We start from the raw sequence: 19,486 nt of genomic DNA, 5'->3' as shown, positions 1-19,486 counted from the left end.
AACGGAACAGGTTAGCTTAAGAAGGAATCGATGATGTACACCTCGATCAAAATTGAAGGCACTACATATAAAGGGAGAGATGAGATTGAAATACAGTGAATATAATAACCCAAATAATTGGATTGGCGGTTTCTATGAACTTTCAATTGAGTTTCACCCTGTCGGAGATAACGAGAGATTAAACCAAGCACTTATGGCAATTCAAAGTTTTAAATTATTTAAGGGGATTTGGAGGGAACGACAGGACTTTCAAGCTGGTAGTATTTCATTACCTATAAACATTGATAATGACAGTGTAATTCAATTTTATGGAACTTTAATAATGAATGATGGAAATACCTTACCGTGCTTGATTTCGATAATAAGAATCAAGGGTGAATCTGATTGGTTAGATGTATCAATACCACAGGCTTCTTTCGAAAAGTTTTACCCTTATAAATACCCGCTTACAAAAGAACTCAACCCTTGGTTAGTTAGAGTTGATGAGATTTTTATAGGATTAGCTGAAACAATCTTTAACCATTCCTCCTTTGAATTAGCTATGATTGGGGAAGAAATTTCAGGTAGCACCAACCAAGGACAAATTGCTCTTGAAGATGTAGGAAAAATAATTTGTATTCTTCCTACTCATTTACAAAAACGTCTTGGGATCAAAGAAAAAGGGATAGAACTAACAAACCAATTAAGATTATTCTGTTAGGACATTTCAAAGGCTCAGATAAAAGATTTTGTCTTTCATTCCCAAGAAGAGTAGCCCCAAGCCTCCTATTTATTAAATTTATTAATCGCTACCTAGACCAAAATCATGCAAATACTGTAAAATAAAAATATTAAGATAATTTGTCGGAAATTGTACAGAACAAGTTCGGTTGTAAATATACCTAACAAAGGTTCATGCCAATGGAATGGAGCACAAGCGATGTTAAAGGAACAAACGAGGTATTCTCGACTTGCAAACATAACTAAATTAATAAATACCAAGCTTGAATTACGAGATGTATTGGAGCAAGTAACAACAGCCATCTCGGAGGAAATCGTTCAATGTGATGCGGTTGGTATTTATTTACCACAAGAGGATGGTACCTATAGAGGATATGTTGGGAAACCAGAGTTCATCAACGACTGGTCATTAGATATGCATGTGATTGATACAGAAATCGATTTACTGGCAAAAGAAGTCATTGAAACTCAAAAATCCATCTACATACCCGATACCTTAAAGGATCATCGCCCGGATTCTAATGCGGTAACAGCATTCAAAATTAACTCGTTATTAGTGCTTCCTATTTCTTTTGAACAGGAGTTATTCGGCCTCGTTTTCCTTTTTGATGTGGGGATACCCATGAATTTAACAGAGTCAGAGATTCAAACCGTGGAGTCCTATGTAAATATGGCAGCCGTGGCCATTCGAAATGCGCTTAACTTAGCCGAAAAAGAAAAGCTAATTTCTGAAAAGCAGCTATTGCTCGATGTCACGCGTGAACTCTCCATGTGTTTGTCCATGGAAGAAAGCTTGGAGACCTGTTTCCGCTACTTAAAAAGGGTTTTAAATAACGACCATATCGGGGTCCACCTAATAGGTCCGACAGGTGATGGAACTGTAAGGCAATGGAAGGCAAGTAACAGGACTGAGGTAAGCTGGGAAAAGGCCTTCGAGAAAATGGGGCCCTGTAGTGATCAAGTACTTGAGACGGTTATGAAAACAAAAAATGCTATCTTGATCCCTGATGCACCGGCTGATGAAAGGCTAAACCAAGAAATTTGCCGGCAGTTTTCCATAAGAGGACTGTTTATGATTCCACTTGTATCAATGAGTGAGGTGCTAGGGATTATAGGTGTGGCTCATACCGGAAATAATCCTCTAGTTTACACGGAATCACAACTCCAGCTGGCCCAATCGATTGTAGATGCTACTGCTTCTACCTTCTCAAGCCTTCTATATATGAATAAGCTCGAGAACATGATCGAAGCACAGAATAAAGAACTAGCCATTGCTAATGAGAGAAATCATAATGTATTAGAAAGTATTACTGATGGATTCATTGTATTAAGCAAGGAATGGAAATATATTTATATCAATAAATATCAGCATCTTCCATTAAATAAAACAGCTGAGGATATTTTAGGAAAGGTCATTTGGGAGGAATTCCCTAGATATAAGAATACTGACTTCTACAGGGAGTTTCATAGAGTAATGTCAGATCGCTTACCAGTTCATTTTGAAACAAGTGCAGTCTATACGGATAAATGGTTTGACGTGGTAGTCTACCCATATGGTGATGGCATCTGTAGTTTGATTAAGGACATTTCGGAGAAAAAGAGATACGAGAGGGAGTTCAAACGATTATCAGGTCTTGATTTAATTGGGCAAATGGCAGCAGGAATCAGTCATGAAATTCGAAACCCAATGACAACCGTCCGAGGCTTCTTGCAGATTTTACAAAAAGAAGAAAAATTTGACCGTTATCAGCAGTATTTACATATCATGATTGACGAACTGGACCGAGCGAACAATATCATTTCAGAATTCCTGTCGATGAGTAATACCAGGTCATCTGATTTACAGAAGTTAAATCTAAATACTATCCTCCATGATATGACTCCATTAATCCAGGTGGATGCGTTCAATCAAAATAAATACGTAGAGATTGATACGAAGGACATACCGGAATTATTGTTAAATCGGGATGAAACTCGGCAGCTAATTATTAATCTCTATCGAAATGGGTTGGAGGCAATGAATGAAGGAAAGGTACTCACGATTAAAACCTATATGGAAGATGATTGTGTTGTTCTTGCCATTCAGGATCAAGGCGAAGGGATTAAGCCAGAAGTAATGGAGAAATTAGGTACACCGTTTTTCACGACTAAGGATAAGGGAACGGGCTTGGGATTAGGGGTTTGCTATGCGATTGCGGCCCGTCATAATGCAAAGATTGATATTCAAACTGGACCAGAGGGGACTACTATCTTTGTTAGATACAAAGAGTAAAAGGTGGCGAGGAATTCCTCGCCACCTTTAAATAGCAAAATTGAAGGGAACTTCTTTTTCGTAAAGGTTATACAGTGGTACTGTTTGTAAACAGGGAGTGATAGATGTGGTAATTCAATCAAATATGTCCCCAAAAGCCATTATTCAAGTTTGGGAAAATACAGTAGTTACATTTTAAAAATACAACGTTACAATCTCCAATAAAACATTGGAGGAACTGATAAACGAGTCTGTTCTTCCAGAGTTACTATTGGAATTAAACTCTACTGTAGGAAGTTCAAGTGCGACTTGTATAGTAGGCGGTTGACAAATGCCATCAAATAAGGAGTAGGCTACTTCTTAAGACCTAAAATAAATGTCAAAAGAGCACCGAAAAACGGTAACGGGTTCCGTTTCCTATCGCAAACATTAAAAATGTAAGTTAAAATGCGTGTCAATTTGCATATGAAAATGATACGCTTTTTTCATTGGTTTAAACCCATTTGTGGGGAAATTATATGGAAATTTGTATAGGAAATTGCACCGCAAATTGTAGGGGTAAAATGGCTGTTGTACCCCTACAATTTTACCCTCAATTTTATAGGCAAATTATCTTACAAAAAATGCTAAGAAATCACTTCATAATTGGATATATATGTTAAGATGAAATAAAGTTTTTGAAAAAATGTACTCACGCTAAACCAGCTAATAGTTTGTCAATATTTTTCATTAAAAACTTTAAATATCTCATGCTATACTAAAAATGTGCATGCCAAATAACCCTCAGTTAGTCTAATTTTGGAAGGTTTTGTGATATTTAGTTAGATTTAGGTTCTAAGCTATATCTTGGAAAGTAGTTTTGTTCTTTAAAAGGGCAAATATCCAATGTAAGAGCTTATTTACACATGCTATTACAGCTACTTTAAAAGGCTTTCCTTCTTCACGTTTCTTGTCGTAAAACTCTCGCATTCTTTTGTTTCGTGGGATGATTTCATCAGTTGTTTTCTTTTTACGACAATCACGAATGGCACAACGAACCGCCATATACAAGGCATGTCTAAGTCTACTAGATCCTCTTTTATTCGATTTTTAGTAGCAGAAAATTTACCAGATTCAAAAACACTTGGATCGACTCCAGCGAATGCTACAAGCTTTTTTGGGTCATTAAATCGATCTATTTCCCCAATTTCAGAAATGATTGTTGCAGCGATCTTTTCTCCGATACCAGGGATAGATTTGATGATATTATATTCTTCAATTTCTTTAGCGAGGGCATCTATCTCCGACTCTAACTTTGATAGATGCTCTTTATACTGAAGAATCATGTTTAAATGCATACCAAGGCTTAAAATATGACTCTGATAAACTATCTTTTCAAAAGGGTTACGGGCTGCCGCAGCTTTAAGTTTAATCGCTCTTTCTTTTGCCCACCTGATTGATCGACTTTTACATAATTCATTTATTTTGTCTGTAATTGTTTCTTCACTAGCCTTCATAATGTCTTCTGAAGAGGGAAACTCTGAAAGAGTTAAGAGCGACACCACAGAATATAAATCTCCAAAGACCCCCTATATATTCAGGGAAAACTTGTTCAAGCACTGCCTGAAATTGAAGTTTTGTTTGTATCATCACGCCAGTTATATTTTCATGTTGTCTTGTGAGATTACGAAGGTTCAATAACAGAACACCACGCTTTTTATAAGGTTCTAATTCCTCTTTATAGAACAACTCACAGAGGAGGTAGGCAGCAATGGCATCAGTTTTTACTTTTCTTAAACTTGATCCTCTTGCCTTATATGAGATCAAAGGATTAATGATAATAAAGCCATCCATTTTATAGGATGCAATTAATATTGCAAAAATCAATAATAAAAAAGCACCAAAACTGATACCCATTAACGGCCATAGATATATTCCTTCTATGCCCTTTGAAAAAGGAAATCCAATTATGTCTGTATGGCTGACTGATATTATATATTATGGTGAAATCTATTGGACTATTTTTTAGTAGAATTCCGCTTTAAGAAACAACAAGAAATTGATTTTCAAAATATAAAGGAAATCCCTTTTTGGTATGAAATAATTATGAGCTTTTAACATTTTCTTTCTTATTTTATTAAAGAGGGGGCTAGAGATAAAAAGATGGGACTACTCCAATTATAGCTACATCGGTCCCTATTTTCTTGTTGAACAAACGGCCAGGATAGTAGAAAAAAGATAATAGTTATAGTGAAAGTAAGAAAATTCGGGAAATTAAATACAAAAATCCAAATGTTAAAATATAGTAAATTAATACATAGGAGGGGTTTAATGATGGGAGTCGAGGATTTAATATTTCATTTTGGTCCTATTTTTATCGGGATCATATTTGTTATAGTGATATCTACTATTTTGGTAACACTTATTAAGAGTATTACACAATGGAATAAGGATAACCACTCTCCAAAATTAAAGGTACAAGGTAAAATGGTTGCAAAAAGGACAACTGTACAAGGAGGAGAGGAACACAGGGCCTATAGCGATTACTTTGTTACTTTCGAAGTAGAAAGTGGGGATAGGATGGAAATGAAGGTGAATGATACAGAATACGGTATGCTTGTTGAAGGGAATTATGGAGAGCTTGCATTTCATGGTTCAAGATACTTAAGTTTTATTAGGACTGATAAAAACATAGGATCCATAATAGAAACTAGTTGTCCTTTAAACAATTGTAAGTTGGTTAGTGGTAAAGAAAAATCTTCTTAAGCTAATGGGTGCTTACTTAAAGAACGATATAATACTTATGATATTTTTTTAAAGTCTATTCAAGGGGAACAATATGATTCAGATACTGAATAAAACAGATAGCTTGGTCATTGTAATTCACGAAATTTACGGCATTAATCAACATATGGAGAGTATATGTGAAAAATTATCATTACAGGGCTTTGATGTTATTTGTCCTAATTTACTAGAACGTGAACAACCATTTGATTATGCAGAAGAGAAAGTTGCCTATCAAAATTTTATGGAGAATGTGGGTTTCTCTAATGCTGTACAAAAAATAAAAGATATTTTATTAACTTTTAAAAATGAATACCAAAAGATATATATTATTGGATTTAGTGTTGGGGCAACTGTTGCTTGGTTGTGTAGTGAAGAAGATTATCTCAATGGGATAGTTGGATATTATGGTTCGAGAATTCGAAATTACATAGAAGTAGTCCCGTTAATCCCTACAATTTTATTCTTTCCACAAGAAGAACAGTCCTTCTTAGTTGATGAGTTAATTTCAATTCTAGATAAAAGAAATATAGAAATACATAAATTGAATGGGAAACACGGATTTAGTGATCCCTATTCTCTTAATTTTAATACAAAATCAGCACAAGAAGCTTTAAATAAAATGCTTACCTTTATGAAGAGATATTAATTGATAAACAGGGGCGTTGATCGAAGAAGGATTAACGCTTATTTTATGAATTAACGCATATTATTGCGGAAATTCCCCAACAACAGTTGGTTTAGTGGAGGAGAATTCGACCGCATCCATTATTAAATAATTGGGCCATTTAATTGAATAACACTTTAAAGAAAATTGGATATATATGTTAGAGTTTAGAAGAGATTGTGAAGTTTTGTACTTAAAGTAACGGGGCAGGATTGTTTAAGAACTTAAAAAAATATGTAATGTAGCGTTAAATTAAATATATAAGAGGTGTATGAGATGTTTATAAAACAGCCATTTGACGAATTTTTAGGTTTGAAATACGAAAAGCTTGATGATAATAATTTGCAAATTATATTGCCAGTTCAGGACCTATTCATTAATAGTGCAGGGGTTATACATGGTGGTATCATTTCTTCATTGGCTGATGTAGCCGTATCAAACTTGTTACCAGCAAATGAAGATGGTATACAACAAGCTGTAACCGTTGATTTAAATGTTTCTTTTTTGAAACCCGCTACTGGTACATACTTGATGGCAAATGCCAAAATTGAAAAACAGGGCAAAACTTTAATTCATACGGAGTGTTCGATTTATAACAATAAACAAGAAATTGTAGCTAAATCTAAAGCAATCCTATTTCGCACAAACCTAAAGTAAGCTCACAAGAATCCCAAGAGGGCTTTTATCGTTTCGAGGATAAATACACCCGCTAAACATTAAAAAGAGCAGGACAGGGGCTTTTTCGGCTAACAGGTGCAAGAGTTTAAGAAGGATCGTAAATGCTGCGGTCCTTTTTTCTTATTGAAGTAATGGTGCAGTTTAGTTGTGCGAAATGTTCCTAGTTTAAATGGAGGATGGTTACATCACTCTGGTAAAGGCAAGGCAGTTCCTTCAGAACTGAAGGGTTATATCGAAGAATCAAATGATAGGGTAACGCCTTGAAGGGTTCTCTCTTAGTCGAATAGCACTAGATTTAGTAAGAATGAAAGTGTTATAAGCTCGGCGAAAAGGCGTGAGAATTTACCGTAACCGGTTAAGCTGACGAAAGCCTACCCGATGGGGTGGTGTAAATCATGATGCTTGAGTTGAATGAATATGGTGAGAATGCAAATAAACCTAAAAGAAAAGGTTAAGCTGACGAACTTCTGAATGTACGGGTCTATACCTGCGATACATAGAAATGTGTATATCACCAAATTGTGAGGTTAGATGTGGATGAGTAAAACTAGCTAATATGAAAATCCATGATACGTTACAGGCGTATGAATGCTAACAGGCTTACAGGAAGCACCTAAGTTCATTCTATAATAGATATAATTCAACGTTGTAAGCTGATAACGTGGAGGGCTTACTCCCGAAGAAGCGTTGGCAAGGAAAGCAATAATGACATTAGTTATTGTATAACTTGTCTTTATGTCAGTGAAAGTGGTGGTACAGTACCAATGAAAGGTCTAATCAGCCTAGAGGGATAGCCACTAGACTAATGAAGAATCATTTAATCATGCAAGGCAAATCTTTATCGGTTAATAAGGTTCTTGTGAGACTAATAGAGGTTCACCTCCTACGGGAGGCACCGACTTATTAAAACGGAAGAATTGAGACACGGAAGGGGCAAGAATTTCTGAAGTGTTGATGATTATATCGAATTGGATTAGTTGGAACGCCGTATGAGGTGAAAGTCTCATGTACGGTGTGAACGGGGGGAAAAGGTGGCGATAACTTCAAAACCTTACCTATCTGTATAAAGAAGCCAGTCCTATTCTGGGATCAGACTAAAAACAGAAAAAGGACTTAGCAACTACAAAACACTAAGTCCTTATCGCTAATGAGCCGAATATTTTTTAATATTTTTGTCTCTATTTCCAAATATCCATTTGGAAGAAATTTCTTTTGATATCCACCTAATACACCGGTGTAAAATAACCTAAATAATTTGGGTTGTTTCCTTTGACAATATTTTCATAATGAAAACGGATATTTTTAGTAATAGTTCCTTCACTACCTTTTCCAATAATCCTGTTATCAATATTTATTATCGGTTTAATACCTATAGCTGTGCCAGTAAAAAATACTTCATCAGCACTGTATAGTTCAGTTCTTGACAGACTTTGTTCCAGAACAGGCAATTGAAATTCATTTTTAGCCATTTGTATGACAGTATCACGCGTAATTCCTGCTAGTATATTATCGGATATTGGCGGGGTAATCAGTTTGTTATTTTTTACAATAAAAATGTTTTCGCCTGGTCCCTCACTTACATTCCCCTTATCATTCAAAAAAATAGCTTCATCAAAACCATTTAAATTTGCTTCTGAAGTAGCTAATCCAGAATTTAAATAGTTTCCCGTTGATTTTGCCTGTGGTGGAATCATATTATTACCAGTACGATTCCATGAAGAAACACCAACCTTTAAAGCTGGCTTAGGCATATATTCTAATTCTGTGCTATAAATGCTTACCCTATTATAGGGATCTAATAAGTCAGGACGAAGCATATTTGCCCCTTTAAAGCATATAGGTCGTATATAGACATCTTCGCGGACATTATTTTTTCTTAATAATTGAATTGTCCAATGAATTAATTCTATTGTTGAATACGGAATGTGGATATGAAGAGAATTACCAGAGGCATGGAACCGTCTATAATGGTCGTAGATTCGGAAAATAAACAATTGGTTTAAACTTTCATTCCAAAAAGCTCTAATTCCCTCGAAGCATCCTAAACCATAATTTAATCCTTTATTTCTTATGCTAACCGAAACCTTTGATTCTTCTATAATTTCCCCTTGATCAAAAACATACCTCATTTATTCTCCCACCAATAACATGATATTTACTTCAAATTTATAATCTAAAATCCAAATTTATTACTAAAATAAGTACAGGAATTCTATTAACTGCACCTAAACCTTATTTTGCTACAGAGAACGGAGTTTATAATATTTCGGATTCTCAACCGTGCAAGAATTGAAAATCCAGCTGCTATTTTGGTGGCTGTTTTTATTAAACTAAAGTAAGCAGGTTAGTGAAAGAAGGAGTCTATCAATCATTAGAGAATAATTAAGATAACATAGTTTTTTGGGGGATACATAGTGAGAAATAATGCTACCTTTTTAAAAAGTGTAAATACTTTAGTACAAATGCACGAAAATGGACTTTTAGGCGGCGAAATAATGCCTGAAGATGTTTTGTTTGGTGTTGTTACAGAAGAAGAAATGATGAATGTTTTAACATTGGCAATGGCGTTAAATTATCAGCGAAATTCATACACGTTATGGGAATCTGTTGTAAAAGCGTATCAAGATTCAAATACCAAATGGATTTTTGAACCGACTCTTGCAGCTAATAGCAATATAGAGCAACTTCGAGAAGCATTACTTCTTCATCGTGTAGGATTGCAACCAAACCGCCATCCTGAAATTTGGAAACGTGTAGCCAAAGGGATTGTGGAATCTTCGGAAAAAGGAGATGTGCAAGGATTGGTTGAGTTTGTTCAATCTGACATCGCTCCTCTAAAGGCAATGATGCAAGGAACAAGAAAATCAGATTTTCCTTATCTCTCTGGACCTAAAATTTTTAATTATTGGTTATATGTTTTGGAAAGTTATACAAACGTTTCGTGGAAATCTCGTGAATTAATCACCATTGCACCAGATACACACATTTTAAAAGCTACGGTTAAATTAGGTTTATGTACAGAAGAAGTTTTAAATGGTGGAGCAGATGATAGACAAGCGGTTGCTACTGCTTGGGAAACTGCACTAGCTGGAAGTGGATTAGCACCAATTGATGTACATACTCCATTATGGTTATGGAGCCGAGCTGGATTTCCACCACTTCTTGCATCATAACCTTTTTGCTCAACTAATGGTTGCGATTCTTAATATTGAGGAATCGCATTTTCTTATTGAAGTAACGGTAGCAGGTGTGCGGCCGAGCCTAGGTCGTATCATATAGCGGGTGGGATTCCCGCCGAGTAAGAACTAGCCATTCGCTCGTAGCGAGTCTTGGAGGACTATAGGTAACTTTGGTCTTTAAGCGTAGACAGTTAGGTGGCGGGCCGAAAGCCAAATGGTTGAAGGGATTGAGCTCCATAAACGTTAGTAAACCGAGAGGGCTGATGACTTACCTGCGTGCAGAAAGCAACATTTTATCCTTCGTCAAAGGCGAGAAGGATAAAACCTCTCTGGAGTCAGAGACCTTGGCACGTTACACATTGATATGATACGGCAACTCGGGAGACCCTACCGGTCTCTTCTACTTTATAGAAGAGTATGGCCTACAAGCGATAACAAGCAAGGAAACCAAATGCCGTGTAGGGAGTCGGATAGCAGCGTAGTACCTATGAAGTTGGGTAATGCCGATGGAGGAAAGGCTAGCTACCAGTTATCACCCTTACTAGGGACACATTTACTACACACAGAGGTAGGTATAATAAATGGAAACAAAACTACTAAGGATAGCAGAATTAGCAAAATCTGATCCTAAAATGAAATTCACATCACTTGCACACTTATTAAATGAGCAATCGCTAACACAGTGTCATCATGAACTATCTAATAAAAAGGCGACTGGTATTAACGGAACGACTAAAGAACAATACAGCGAACACATGGAAGAAAACATAAAGGATTTAGTAAGTAGGCTTAAAAGCAAAAGTTATCGCCCTGTTCCAGTAAGAAGAATGTATATCCCAAAACTCAATTCAAACAAGAAAAGACCTTTGGGGATACCTGAACATGAAGATAAAATTGTACAAAAGGGTATTACCAAAATACTAAATACCATTTATGAAAATGATTTCCTAGATTGTTCATTTGGGTTCCGCCCTAATCGAAACTGCCATGATGCGCTGAAAATACTGAACCATTATATTGAAAAGAGGTCAGTTAGTTATGTAGTGGATGTGGATATCAAAAGTTTCTTTGACAACGTGGACCACAAATGGATGATAGAATTCTTAAAACTCCGAATCGCTGACCCTAACCTTCTGAGAATAATCAACAGGTTTCTTAAAGGTGGATACATGGAGGAAGGTAAGAAATTCAAGACAGACAATGGTACACCGCAAGGTGGAGTGATATCTCCGATATTAGCCAATGTCTATCTACATTACGTTCTTGATTTATGGTTTGAAAAAGTGGTTAGGAAACAATGTAAAGGCCAGGCATATATAGTAAGATACGCAGATGATTTTGTTTGTTGTTTTCAGAATAAAAGTGAAGCCGAGCAATTCTTCCATTCATTAAAGCTTCGATTAAAGAAGTTTAATTTGGAAATAGCCGAGGATAAAACTAAAATTATTCCCTTTGGGAGGTTTGCAGAAAATAATGCAAAGCGAGAGGGGAATAGTAAACCAGCTACCTTTGATTTCCTTGGGTTTACCCACTATAGCGGAAAAAGCAAACAAGGGAAATTTCGAGTAAAACGGAAATCTAGCAGGAAGAAAGTCCAAGGCAAACTAAGAGAGACTAAAGAATGGCTGAAGACTAATAGAAATAAAGATATTCATGCGATAATGGATAGATTTAGACGCTCACTTATAGGCTATTACAACTATTATTGCATCACAGATAATACCCAAACTGTTAACAACTTCAAAGAGAAAATCGAGTATTTACTATTTAAATGGCTAAACAGAAGAAGCCAAAGGAAGTCCTTTACTTGGGATAAATTTAGGCTCTTCCTTAATAAATATCCACTACCTTCACCAAGAATCAAAGTGAATATTTATGATTTAAGAAAAGAGATAAGCTATATTCTGTAAATGATAACTAGGAAGAGCCGTGTGCGTTAATAGCGCAAGCACGGTTCTGTGAGGGGGGAGGAGTACAATTTACCGTAAGGTAGGAAGGCTCCCTTCTACTCGACTAATTCAATAATCTGAAGGAAAAAGGTATATAGAAAGGGAACTATTTGATTTACCAGATTAAATAAAGGAGAGAAGGCTATGAGTAAATCATTTATTGAACAAGTACATTATATTAGAATTCCTGTAAAAGATTTAGAACTGTCTGCACAATGGTATAGAGATGTATTAGGGCTCCAGTTACTAAACATTACTGAGGAACTTGCAATTATAAAAGTAAAAAAAGGACCTTTCCTACTTATCTTAGTTCCTACCGAAGATGAAACATTTGCACATTTTACAATTGATAATGATCAAGAATTTAGCATTGGCTTTACAAGTCCAGAATTATCTAAATTTCATCAACACTTAATTGATAATCAAGTTAAGGTCGAGGATATAAAAGAAGATAATGGTCATGCCTTTTTCCACTTTTATGACCCAAATGGTAATAAACTTCAAGTACACTGGTAAGATTATAATAAATAAATTACCTTATTCAACAAACGGGTGCAAGAGTTAAAGAAAGTGATCGCTTTGGCGGTCATTTTTTTGTTGAACTCCCATGAAAATAAAAACTGAAAAAAGGCATAAAAAATAGACCCAGAAAAACCAGTTTTTAAAAAAAGGCTGAGCCTCTTGAAGGAACGTATATAAGATTGGCTGGTAAATCGAGTTGTGAAACCTTTCTATTAAAATGAAATCAGTTAAAGCTGGCGCAACAACCAGAAAAAGGATTAATCTCCCATGAGTGCTACCCCTAAAGGGTGCGACAGTCGGTGGTACACCGTGGTCGTTGGAGTCAGACTAACGGATGGGCTCAAAGGCACCATAGTTCAAAGACCTTCTTCGCCAGCATTAAAACAGTATAGACGGTCTTAGCCATTTTCATTCTCTGTGGTGCAGTGTCGATTTCGCGCTGCATGAATGGCTAACGGGCAGATTAGTTAAACAACAATATCATTAAATAGAGGATTTTTAGCTTTCGTAAAGAAAGAGTAAATAATAAGTAGTGAGCGGATGAAGAAAATTTGGAAGCAAGTAACTATATCATTCAGATAAAACCTTGGGAGGATAATGACCTTGATTTACTTTTTCTTATAAACGCTCCAGAAATGATGCAGCATCTTGGAGGTCCAGAGAGTAAAGAGCAGATTTTAAATCGACATAAACGATATCTTCAGCTTGGTAATAGAGGACGTATGTTCAGCATTAAATTGTTACCAGAATTAGAACCAGAACGTTCTGTGGGTTATTGGCAAACTACTTGGAATAATGAAAGTGTATATGAAACTGGATGGAGCGTTCTACCCTTATATCAAGGGAAAGGAATAGCTACAAAAGCGGTAAAGTTAGCAATTGAAGAAGCATCTAGTGAGAACAAATATAAATACATCCACGCATTCCCATCAATTGATAATCCTGCTTCTAATGCAATTTGTAGGAAGCTTGACTTTCAGTTTATCTCTGAATGCGAATTTGAATATCCTCCAGGAAGCTTTATGGGGTGCAATAATTGGCGTTATAACTTAATTGGACAATAGCTAATTTTTCAGTTCTTAATTTTTAAAAAAGTTTGTGAAGAAATGTACTTAAGCTAACGGGGGCATTAGCGAAAGAGCGAGGCTGTCTTTTTGAGAGCTTTTCTTATTGAAGTAACGGGCAGTTTTGTTGAAGAAGGAATTGTTCCATCCAATGTAGAGCTTGAATGTTGGGATTGTACAAAATTAAGAGGGTATTCAACAATACAATAAGAAAAAAGACTAGCTTTTTGATTTTTTAGCTAGTCTTTAAATTAACCTGATTTTCATGGTGTTGTTGAACCTAATTAGGACTTGATTCATGCCCTGAAGAACTTTCTTAAAGATCCTCTGATTCATCGTCAACTTGGTTAGGGTCTTGCCCAATGCCGCTTCGCCTAACCGTCAAAAATTAGGCTCTTTTCGTAAACTTTGTTGCTATTTGAACCTTTTTCTATCCAATGCACTATTTCACAGCTATCTTTTGGTTGGCCGCTTATGAAAAGATGCCCTGAGGTTAGATTAAATTTTAAAAAAAGAGTTGAATGTTATCGATTTGTATATTATTATCATTATTGATAATAAATTTTTATTTTTTGTATTTTTATTATCATTTTTGATAATGATAATAAAAAACCGAATGTTGGAGATGAATCGTATGCAAAATTCTAAAATAAAATTAATTCTGCATCCTGTTCGGATGCGGATTACTCAGTCACTAATGAATGGTAAACAACTAAATGTACAACAAATAGCAGAACGACTTAAAGATGTTCCGCAAGCTACATTATATCGGCATTTAAATAAACTTCACGATGCAAATGTAATTGAAGTTGTTCAAGAAAATCAAATACGAGGGACGGTGGAAAAAGTATATGGATTGAAAGAACATACAATATCTTCAAACGAAGAGCTAAAAAGTCTAACAAAAGATCAGCATTTAGAATTATTTTTAACCTATACAACACAATTGCTTGGTTTATATGAGAGCTACTTGAATAAAGGTGATGTTGATCTTGTAAGGGATGGTGTAAGTTATCGAGTAGCGAATCTTTACCTCTCGGATGATGAGAATTTAGAGCTAGTTAGAACCATCGCAACATCCATACAAAAAGCTATGGAAAACAAACCGTCACCTGAAAGGAAAGCAAGATATTTTGCTAACATTGTTATACCTGAGTCACCAAAAAGGAGTGTTTAATAATGGAGAGAGAAATGAAGATAAATATTGAAAATCCAATATATGGATCTTTAACAATGCCTAACGAGGGAGGGGTTTATCCTGCAATTTTAATAATATCAGGTTCAGGCCCTCTTGATAGAGATGGAAATGTTAAAAAAGGAAAAATTACCACAAACCTTTACAAAGAACTCGCCCATTTCATGACTGATTTAGGTTTTGTTACATTGCGATATGATAAAAGAGGAACGGGAAAACGAGAAGGAGATTGGCTGGCAGCAGGCTTTTCAGATTTAGTAGAGGATGCAAAGAAATCGATAGAATTTCTCCAATCACATCCCAACGTGGATAAAGAAAAGATTATTGTATGTGGCCACAGTGAAGGAACGATTATTGCAACAAAGTTAGCTGAATCCATAAACCTGGCAGGCATCATGTTGTTATCTGGGGGTGTTGATAATTTAATAGAAGCTGTTGAAAAACAACGCCAGTTTAGTTATAAAGAATTATTTGCTACACCAGGAATCATGGGCTGGTTATACAGAAAATTAAAAGTGGATGTAAAAGGGGAAAAACAAGTCAATAGTTTTATGGAAAAGGTGATGAAGTCTGATAAGGACGTTATTAAAGTACAGCTTTTCTTTAAACAACCTGCTAAATGGTACCGTGAGCATAATTCCTTTAACACAAGAGAGGCATTAAAAAGAGTAACATGTCCTGTTATTGCTATTCAGGGTGATAAGGATGCGTTAGTTGATAATGAGGTTTTAAAAGAGCTCCCCAATCTAGTTCAAGGTAAAAGCGAGTTTCATATTATACCGAATATGGAGCACGGACTCCGTGTTCAGTCGGAACCGAAAACGGTTTTAAAAATGAGAAAATTCTTCAAAGAAATATTAAAGCGTCCACTTCATGAAGAAGGACTTATGGAAATCTCTACTTGGTTAGTGGCAAATTATAAAAATGAAGAATCAATGAATGAGGAGAAAGCTGTCTTGTGAAATTTAGAACGCCTTTTTTAAAGGCGTTCCTTATATTAGACTATTTTCGCATAGAATGTTTCTTTTCACGTTCGTTTGAATACGGGTAATCCGAACATTAGGCGTTTAAATCTTTGCTTGGAAACTTGGATTTGGATTACCAGCCGTATGGACTGCCATTGCAGCCGATAATGCATTTAGGTCAGGATTATTTGCATGGTATCCCAAACAGAAAAAAATAATATGAGATTTGGCTTAATGTATATTAAAAAATCAACTAAACGCAAGATTGTGAAATAATACACTTAAACAAACGGGGTCCTTTACTTTAAGTTCAAGCAGCCAAAATTAGCTCTTTTTTTCTTTGCCATTCTGACATAAAGAATGGCAATAAATGATTATATGAAAAAAGTTGGTGAACAGTATGGAAAATGATTTTGTCCTTTTAAATATATGTTCTACTCCTGAATGGAAACATATTTTCAGTTCGATTCTTAGCCATTGCGACCAGTTTGAAGTTGTATTCCCCGATGGAGAATTTGATACAGAAAATCCCTTAATGGGTGGAAAGTTCGAATTTGAAAAGTTAGAAGGGACTTTTGTTAAACCCTGGGATGGAATGGAAAACAGTATAAGTATTTTGGGAGAGCTGACCAGTCTTTCAAGGAGGATATTTTACAAACTAGAGGAACCCTCTTTTGAAGGGCTTAAACCCGAAGTGTGGTGTTTCAAGTTATTTAAAAATAGAACCTTATTTCTATCTGTTGAGGATTTCTCTGTTTGCCTTTTGGAAAAAAATCAGGAAGTGATTTCGTTATTAGTAGATAAAGGTATAAGCATTGAAATTTTTAATTGATAATAGCAAGTTTAAACGGAGTTGCGAGTTGAACTACTGGGGGCTTTGGTTAAGGATAGATCGCTGCGGCGGTCATTTTTTCTTGTTGAACAAACGGGGCAGGATAGTTAAATAGTGTTTGGTATGTTCCCTTTTTAATACGAATTTATATGTTATGGTTCTTCCTGAGTATATGTTCCACTTTTTCAAGTTTATGTGCCAACTGAGTCAAAAAGCCTTATAGAGGAAACTGGTCAAGAGGATAGAGGCAATCCCCTAATGATTTCAGGATTCTTTTTACTTGCCAAGTCTGTTTTTGAGTTATTACATTTATACTTACTCAAGTATACTATATTTTAATTTCATTAAAGGAGATAACATGACATGATAGTTCTCACAGCAAAATATCAATGTAAGGCTGGTATGGGAGATACGGTGGAACAAGCATTGAGAGAAATGATCTCGATAGTCAAAGAGGAGAAAGGATGTATTCACTACCTAGTGAACCGCTCGAAAGACAACCCAGACGCTTTTTTACTGTTTGAGCAGTATCAAGACGAACAAGCACTTGCAAGCCACTCAGAAACGCCTTACTTTAAGAGGATTGTTTTAGATACAATCGTCCCCTTACTCGAAAAACGGGAACGCATTTTTTATACGCCTGTTACGAATCTTTCTTAACTAAAATACAACTCGTTCAAGCCTTCAGCAGTATTCATCTGTTATAGAATTACTTAAACTAAAGTAGGCTTTAGTGGAAGAAGTGGGATTGCTGCGGTGATCCCATTTCTTATTGCGCTAACGGGGCAGTTTAGTGCAGGAAGGAATTGCGAAGTAAAACATCGAATAAAGGAAACTAAGAATCAGAGTATTGCAAAAAAACAGAACACAGGAGATGTGGGATATGAAGATCAATAGAATAGATCATGTGGGTGTGATCGTAAATGATCTGTCAGCAGCTAAAGCGTTTTTTCTCGATTTTGGACTTGAGGTGAAAGGGGAATGGGAAATGGAAGGAGAGTTGATGGGATATGCAGTTGGGCTTAATGACGTTAAAGTAGCGTGTGTAGGATTAGGAATGCCAGACGGTCAGACATGGATAGAGCTAATCAAATTTTATAATCCGTCAGATGAAAAAGATATTCAGCAATCCTTTGCAAATTCACTGGGTATCCGACATATTGCATTTGCTGTTGAAGATATTGAAGCTGTTGTTGCCAAATTGAAAACGAAGGGCACTGATATTTTTAGTGAGATACAGCAATATGAAGAAAGTTATAAGTTATGCTATGTTCGTGGTCCAGAGGGCATTATTTTGGAGTTAGCTGAGGAAATTAAATAAATATTGATGGGATACTATGAATAAAGGAAATTTACCAAATGTCAGTGCTATTGCGGCTGTATCTGGCGGAGGATAAACACCAATAACAAAACTTCTAAATCAGAAATTACCTAATTCAATGGTTCTTTTTTTGATAACTATGATTTCAATGGTCCAGATGACATTGTGGACTGGGTAGATAATGGGGGAGACCCTAACTAAAGGGATTTAACTCCTTTGATTAAGGATTTAGAGGGATTATTAAGTGCACCACTCGATTACATCGACTTAGACTTCCTGTTTTCCTATAAACATTCTGAATTAATTAAATTCATTGATTTCTCCGTATTTATTGATATTCCATTAGACATTTCTTTAGCGTAGAGTAATAAGAGTTTTTAGGGATAGTTCCACTGATAATATTTTGTTTGATATGGAAAATTATATCTCTAGAGGAAGACGAGCTTATCTAAATATGCTTGAAACGATTAAGCCGAATGCTGATTACGTTGTTGATGATACATTACAAGTAACAGAAGTTGCAAAAATTGTTTTTTATAATCTAAAAAAGTTGCCTCTTAAACATATTCAAGGTAAAAAATTTTGAAATATTACACTTAAAGTAACGGGGGCGTTAGTAAAACATTAGGATTGTGTAGTAGGCAGCCCCTTTTTTTTTAAGAAAGGGAGATTAGTTTAAATATTATTGAGGAAGTTGAGTAAAAAGAAGGTGTTACAATGGACAAGAATACACGAAAAGTAAAATTAGAGGCTCTCTTACAAAAGCAAAAAGAAAAAGAAAGAAACGATGAAAGAAAGAGGCAACTCAGTTTAATGTTAGAGCCTTTTTTGACCAAAGGAAGTATCGAGCTATTAGATGATGCGGAAAAAGAAAAGATGAAAACTCTATTTATATCGAGTATCCCAATAATTAAATGGGTAATTCTAGACTTAGAGAAAATGAAAAACAAATTCGAGATAAATAATGTTAGTTGCGATAAAGTAGCTTCTTTTTTTCACGATAAAAAACTATACACTGAAAACCTCGTTTATTTTTTCTTAAAGAAGATCTACCACCTTTTAGCACATTACCTTGGGTGAAGATGCCACTATCAAAAATTTTTGAAAATATTATTCATCTAGCAGCAAAAGATTCTTGTCCTCAGTATGTATTCTCCCCTTCACCTATATTTGTAAAGAGTTCATTGAACCAGACCTAATATCAATAGCTTGGTAATGTGGCGTACACGTTGGATGTGAAATTTCACTAACGGGGTGCGATTCTTCAATAAAGAAGGATCTTATTTTCTTATTGAAGTAACGGGGTTAGTTCAAGAAGGAACAGGAATGTTCCGAGAAGAATATTAAATTAAAGGTAATAATCTAATAGAGGTGTTTCAG

At 35.5% G+C, this 19,486-nt stretch carries 17 protein-coding genes and 1 pseudogene; 16 read left to right on the top strand and 2 right to left on the bottom strand.

The genetic code is table 11. The annotated features are described in order from the left end of the window. Positions 1-85 precede the first annotated feature (85 nt). Both RCG25_RS14205 and RCG25_RS14200 read left to right on the top strand, forming a co-directional pair. Positions 86-700 (top strand): hypothetical protein, encoded by a 615-nt coding sequence (locus RCG25_RS14205; protein WP_308079470.1) that lies wholly within the window; start codon positions 86-88, stop codon positions 698-700. Positions 701-919: 219 nt separating this feature from the next. Then, the gene (locus RCG25_RS14200) at positions 920-2,992 is read left to right on the top strand and encodes a GAF domain-containing sensor histidine kinase (protein ID WP_308079469.1); all 2,073 of its coding nucleotides are present in this window, start codon (positions 920-922) and stop codon (positions 2,990-2,992) included. A gap of 813 nt (positions 2,993-3,805) precedes the next feature. Here RCG25_RS14200 and RCG25_RS14195 read toward each other — a convergent pair. After that, positions 3,806-4,792, bottom strand: a pseudogene (locus tag RCG25_RS14195) (IS110 family transposase); the annotation flags it as partial. A 408-nt stretch (positions 4,793-5,200) separates the two neighbouring features. Here RCG25_RS14195 and RCG25_RS14190 point away from each other — a divergent pair. The 3 genes from RCG25_RS14190 to RCG25_RS14180 all read left to right on the top strand — a co-directional run bounded on the left by RCG25_RS14190 (position 5,201) and on the right by RCG25_RS14180 (position 7,058). After that, on the top strand, positions 5,201-5,716 hold the full coding sequence (locus RCG25_RS14190) for a DUF2500 domain-containing protein (protein ID WP_308079468.1): 516 nt from the start codon (positions 5,201-5,203) through the stop codon (positions 5,714-5,716). 73 nt (positions 5,717-5,789) lie between these two features. Continuing rightward, positions 5,790-6,383, top strand: coding sequence for a dienelactone hydrolase family protein (locus tag RCG25_RS14185; RefSeq protein WP_308079467.1), 594 nt, complete (start codon positions 5,790-5,792; stop codon positions 6,381-6,383). A gap of 294 nt (positions 6,384-6,677) precedes the next feature. After that, positions 6,678-7,058 carry a PaaI family thioesterase gene (locus tag RCG25_RS14180; protein WP_308079466.1) on the top strand — a complete coding sequence of 127 codons (381 nt, stop codon included), beginning with the start codon at positions 6,678-6,680 and terminating at the stop codon, positions 7,056-7,058. A 1,244-nt stretch (positions 7,059-8,302) separates the two neighbouring features. On the opposite strand, the gene RCG25_RS14175 is transcribed toward RCG25_RS14180, so the two are convergent. Continuing rightward, a complete protein-coding gene (locus RCG25_RS14175) occupies positions 8,303-9,208 on the bottom strand; it encodes a branched-chain amino acid transaminase (protein WP_308079465.1) in 906 nt (301 codons plus the stop codon). Between the two features lie 285 nt (positions 9,209-9,493). Between RCG25_RS14175 and RCG25_RS14170 the strand changes: the two genes are divergently transcribed. The 11 genes from RCG25_RS14170 (at position 9,494) to RCG25_RS14120 (ending at position 19,186) form a co-directional block, all read left to right on the top strand. Next, on the top strand, positions 9,494-10,252 hold the full coding sequence (locus RCG25_RS14170) for a hypothetical protein (RefSeq protein WP_308079464.1): 759 nt from the start codon (positions 9,494-9,496) through the stop codon (positions 10,250-10,252). A 587-nt stretch (positions 10,253-10,839) separates the two neighbouring features. Further along, complete coding sequence (gene ltrA, locus RCG25_RS14165; RefSeq protein WP_308079463.1) at positions 10,840-12,168, top strand: group II intron reverse transcriptase/maturase; 1,329 nt, start codon at positions 10,840-10,842, stop codon at positions 12,166-12,168. A 183-nt stretch (positions 12,169-12,351) separates the two neighbouring features. Continuing rightward, on the top strand, positions 12,352-12,723 hold the full coding sequence (locus tag RCG25_RS14160; RefSeq protein WP_308079462.1) for a VOC family protein: 372 nt from the start codon (positions 12,352-12,354) through the stop codon (positions 12,721-12,723). Between the two features lie 557 nt (positions 12,724-13,280). Further along, positions 13,281-13,793 (top strand): GNAT family N-acetyltransferase, encoded by a 513-nt coding sequence (locus tag RCG25_RS14155; protein WP_308079461.1) that lies wholly within the window; start codon positions 13,281-13,283, stop codon positions 13,791-13,793. Positions 13,794-14,418: 625 nt separating this feature from the next. After that, entirely contained in the window at positions 14,419-14,970 is a 552-nt protein-coding gene (locus RCG25_RS14150; protein ID WP_308079460.1) for a helix-turn-helix domain-containing protein, read from the top strand. A 2-nt stretch (positions 14,971-14,972) separates the two neighbouring features. Beyond that, complete coding sequence (locus RCG25_RS14145; RefSeq protein WP_308079459.1) at positions 14,973-15,950, top strand: alpha/beta hydrolase family protein; 978 nt, start codon at positions 14,973-14,975, stop codon at positions 15,948-15,950. Between the two features lie 403 nt (positions 15,951-16,353). Beyond that, positions 16,354-16,785, top strand: a complete 432-nt coding sequence (locus tag RCG25_RS14140; protein WP_308079458.1) for a hypothetical protein — start codon at positions 16,354-16,356, stop codon at positions 16,783-16,785. A gap of 363 nt (positions 16,786-17,148) precedes the next feature. Beyond that, complete coding sequence (locus RCG25_RS14135) at positions 17,149-17,445, top strand: putative quinol monooxygenase (RefSeq protein WP_308079457.1); 297 nt, start codon at positions 17,149-17,151, stop codon at positions 17,443-17,445. A gap of 223 nt (positions 17,446-17,668) precedes the next feature. Continuing rightward, positions 17,669-18,106: a VOC family protein gene (locus RCG25_RS14130; RefSeq protein ID WP_308079456.1), complete on the top strand. Its 438-nt coding sequence runs from the start codon at positions 17,669-17,671 to the stop codon at positions 18,104-18,106. A gap of 216 nt (positions 18,107-18,322) precedes the next feature. Then, on the top strand, positions 18,323-18,469 hold the full coding sequence (locus tag RCG25_RS14125) for a nucleoside/nucleotide kinase family protein (RefSeq protein WP_308079455.1): 147 nt from the start codon (positions 18,323-18,325) through the stop codon (positions 18,467-18,469). A 354-nt stretch (positions 18,470-18,823) separates the two neighbouring features. After that, positions 18,824-19,186: a hypothetical protein gene (locus RCG25_RS14120; protein ID WP_308079454.1), complete on the top strand. Its 363-nt coding sequence runs from the start codon at positions 18,824-18,826 to the stop codon at positions 19,184-19,186. Positions 19,187-19,486: the final 300 nt, after the last annotated feature.

Origin of the sequence: Neobacillus sp. PS2-9 (assembly GCF_030915525.1) — a bacterium.
In the GTDB taxonomy this organism is placed as follows: domain Bacteria; phylum Bacillota; class Bacilli; order Bacillales; family Cytobacillaceae; genus Neobacillus.
Note: the sequence above shows the minus strand (reverse complement) of the source record. Positions and strands in the feature narration are given on the sequence as shown.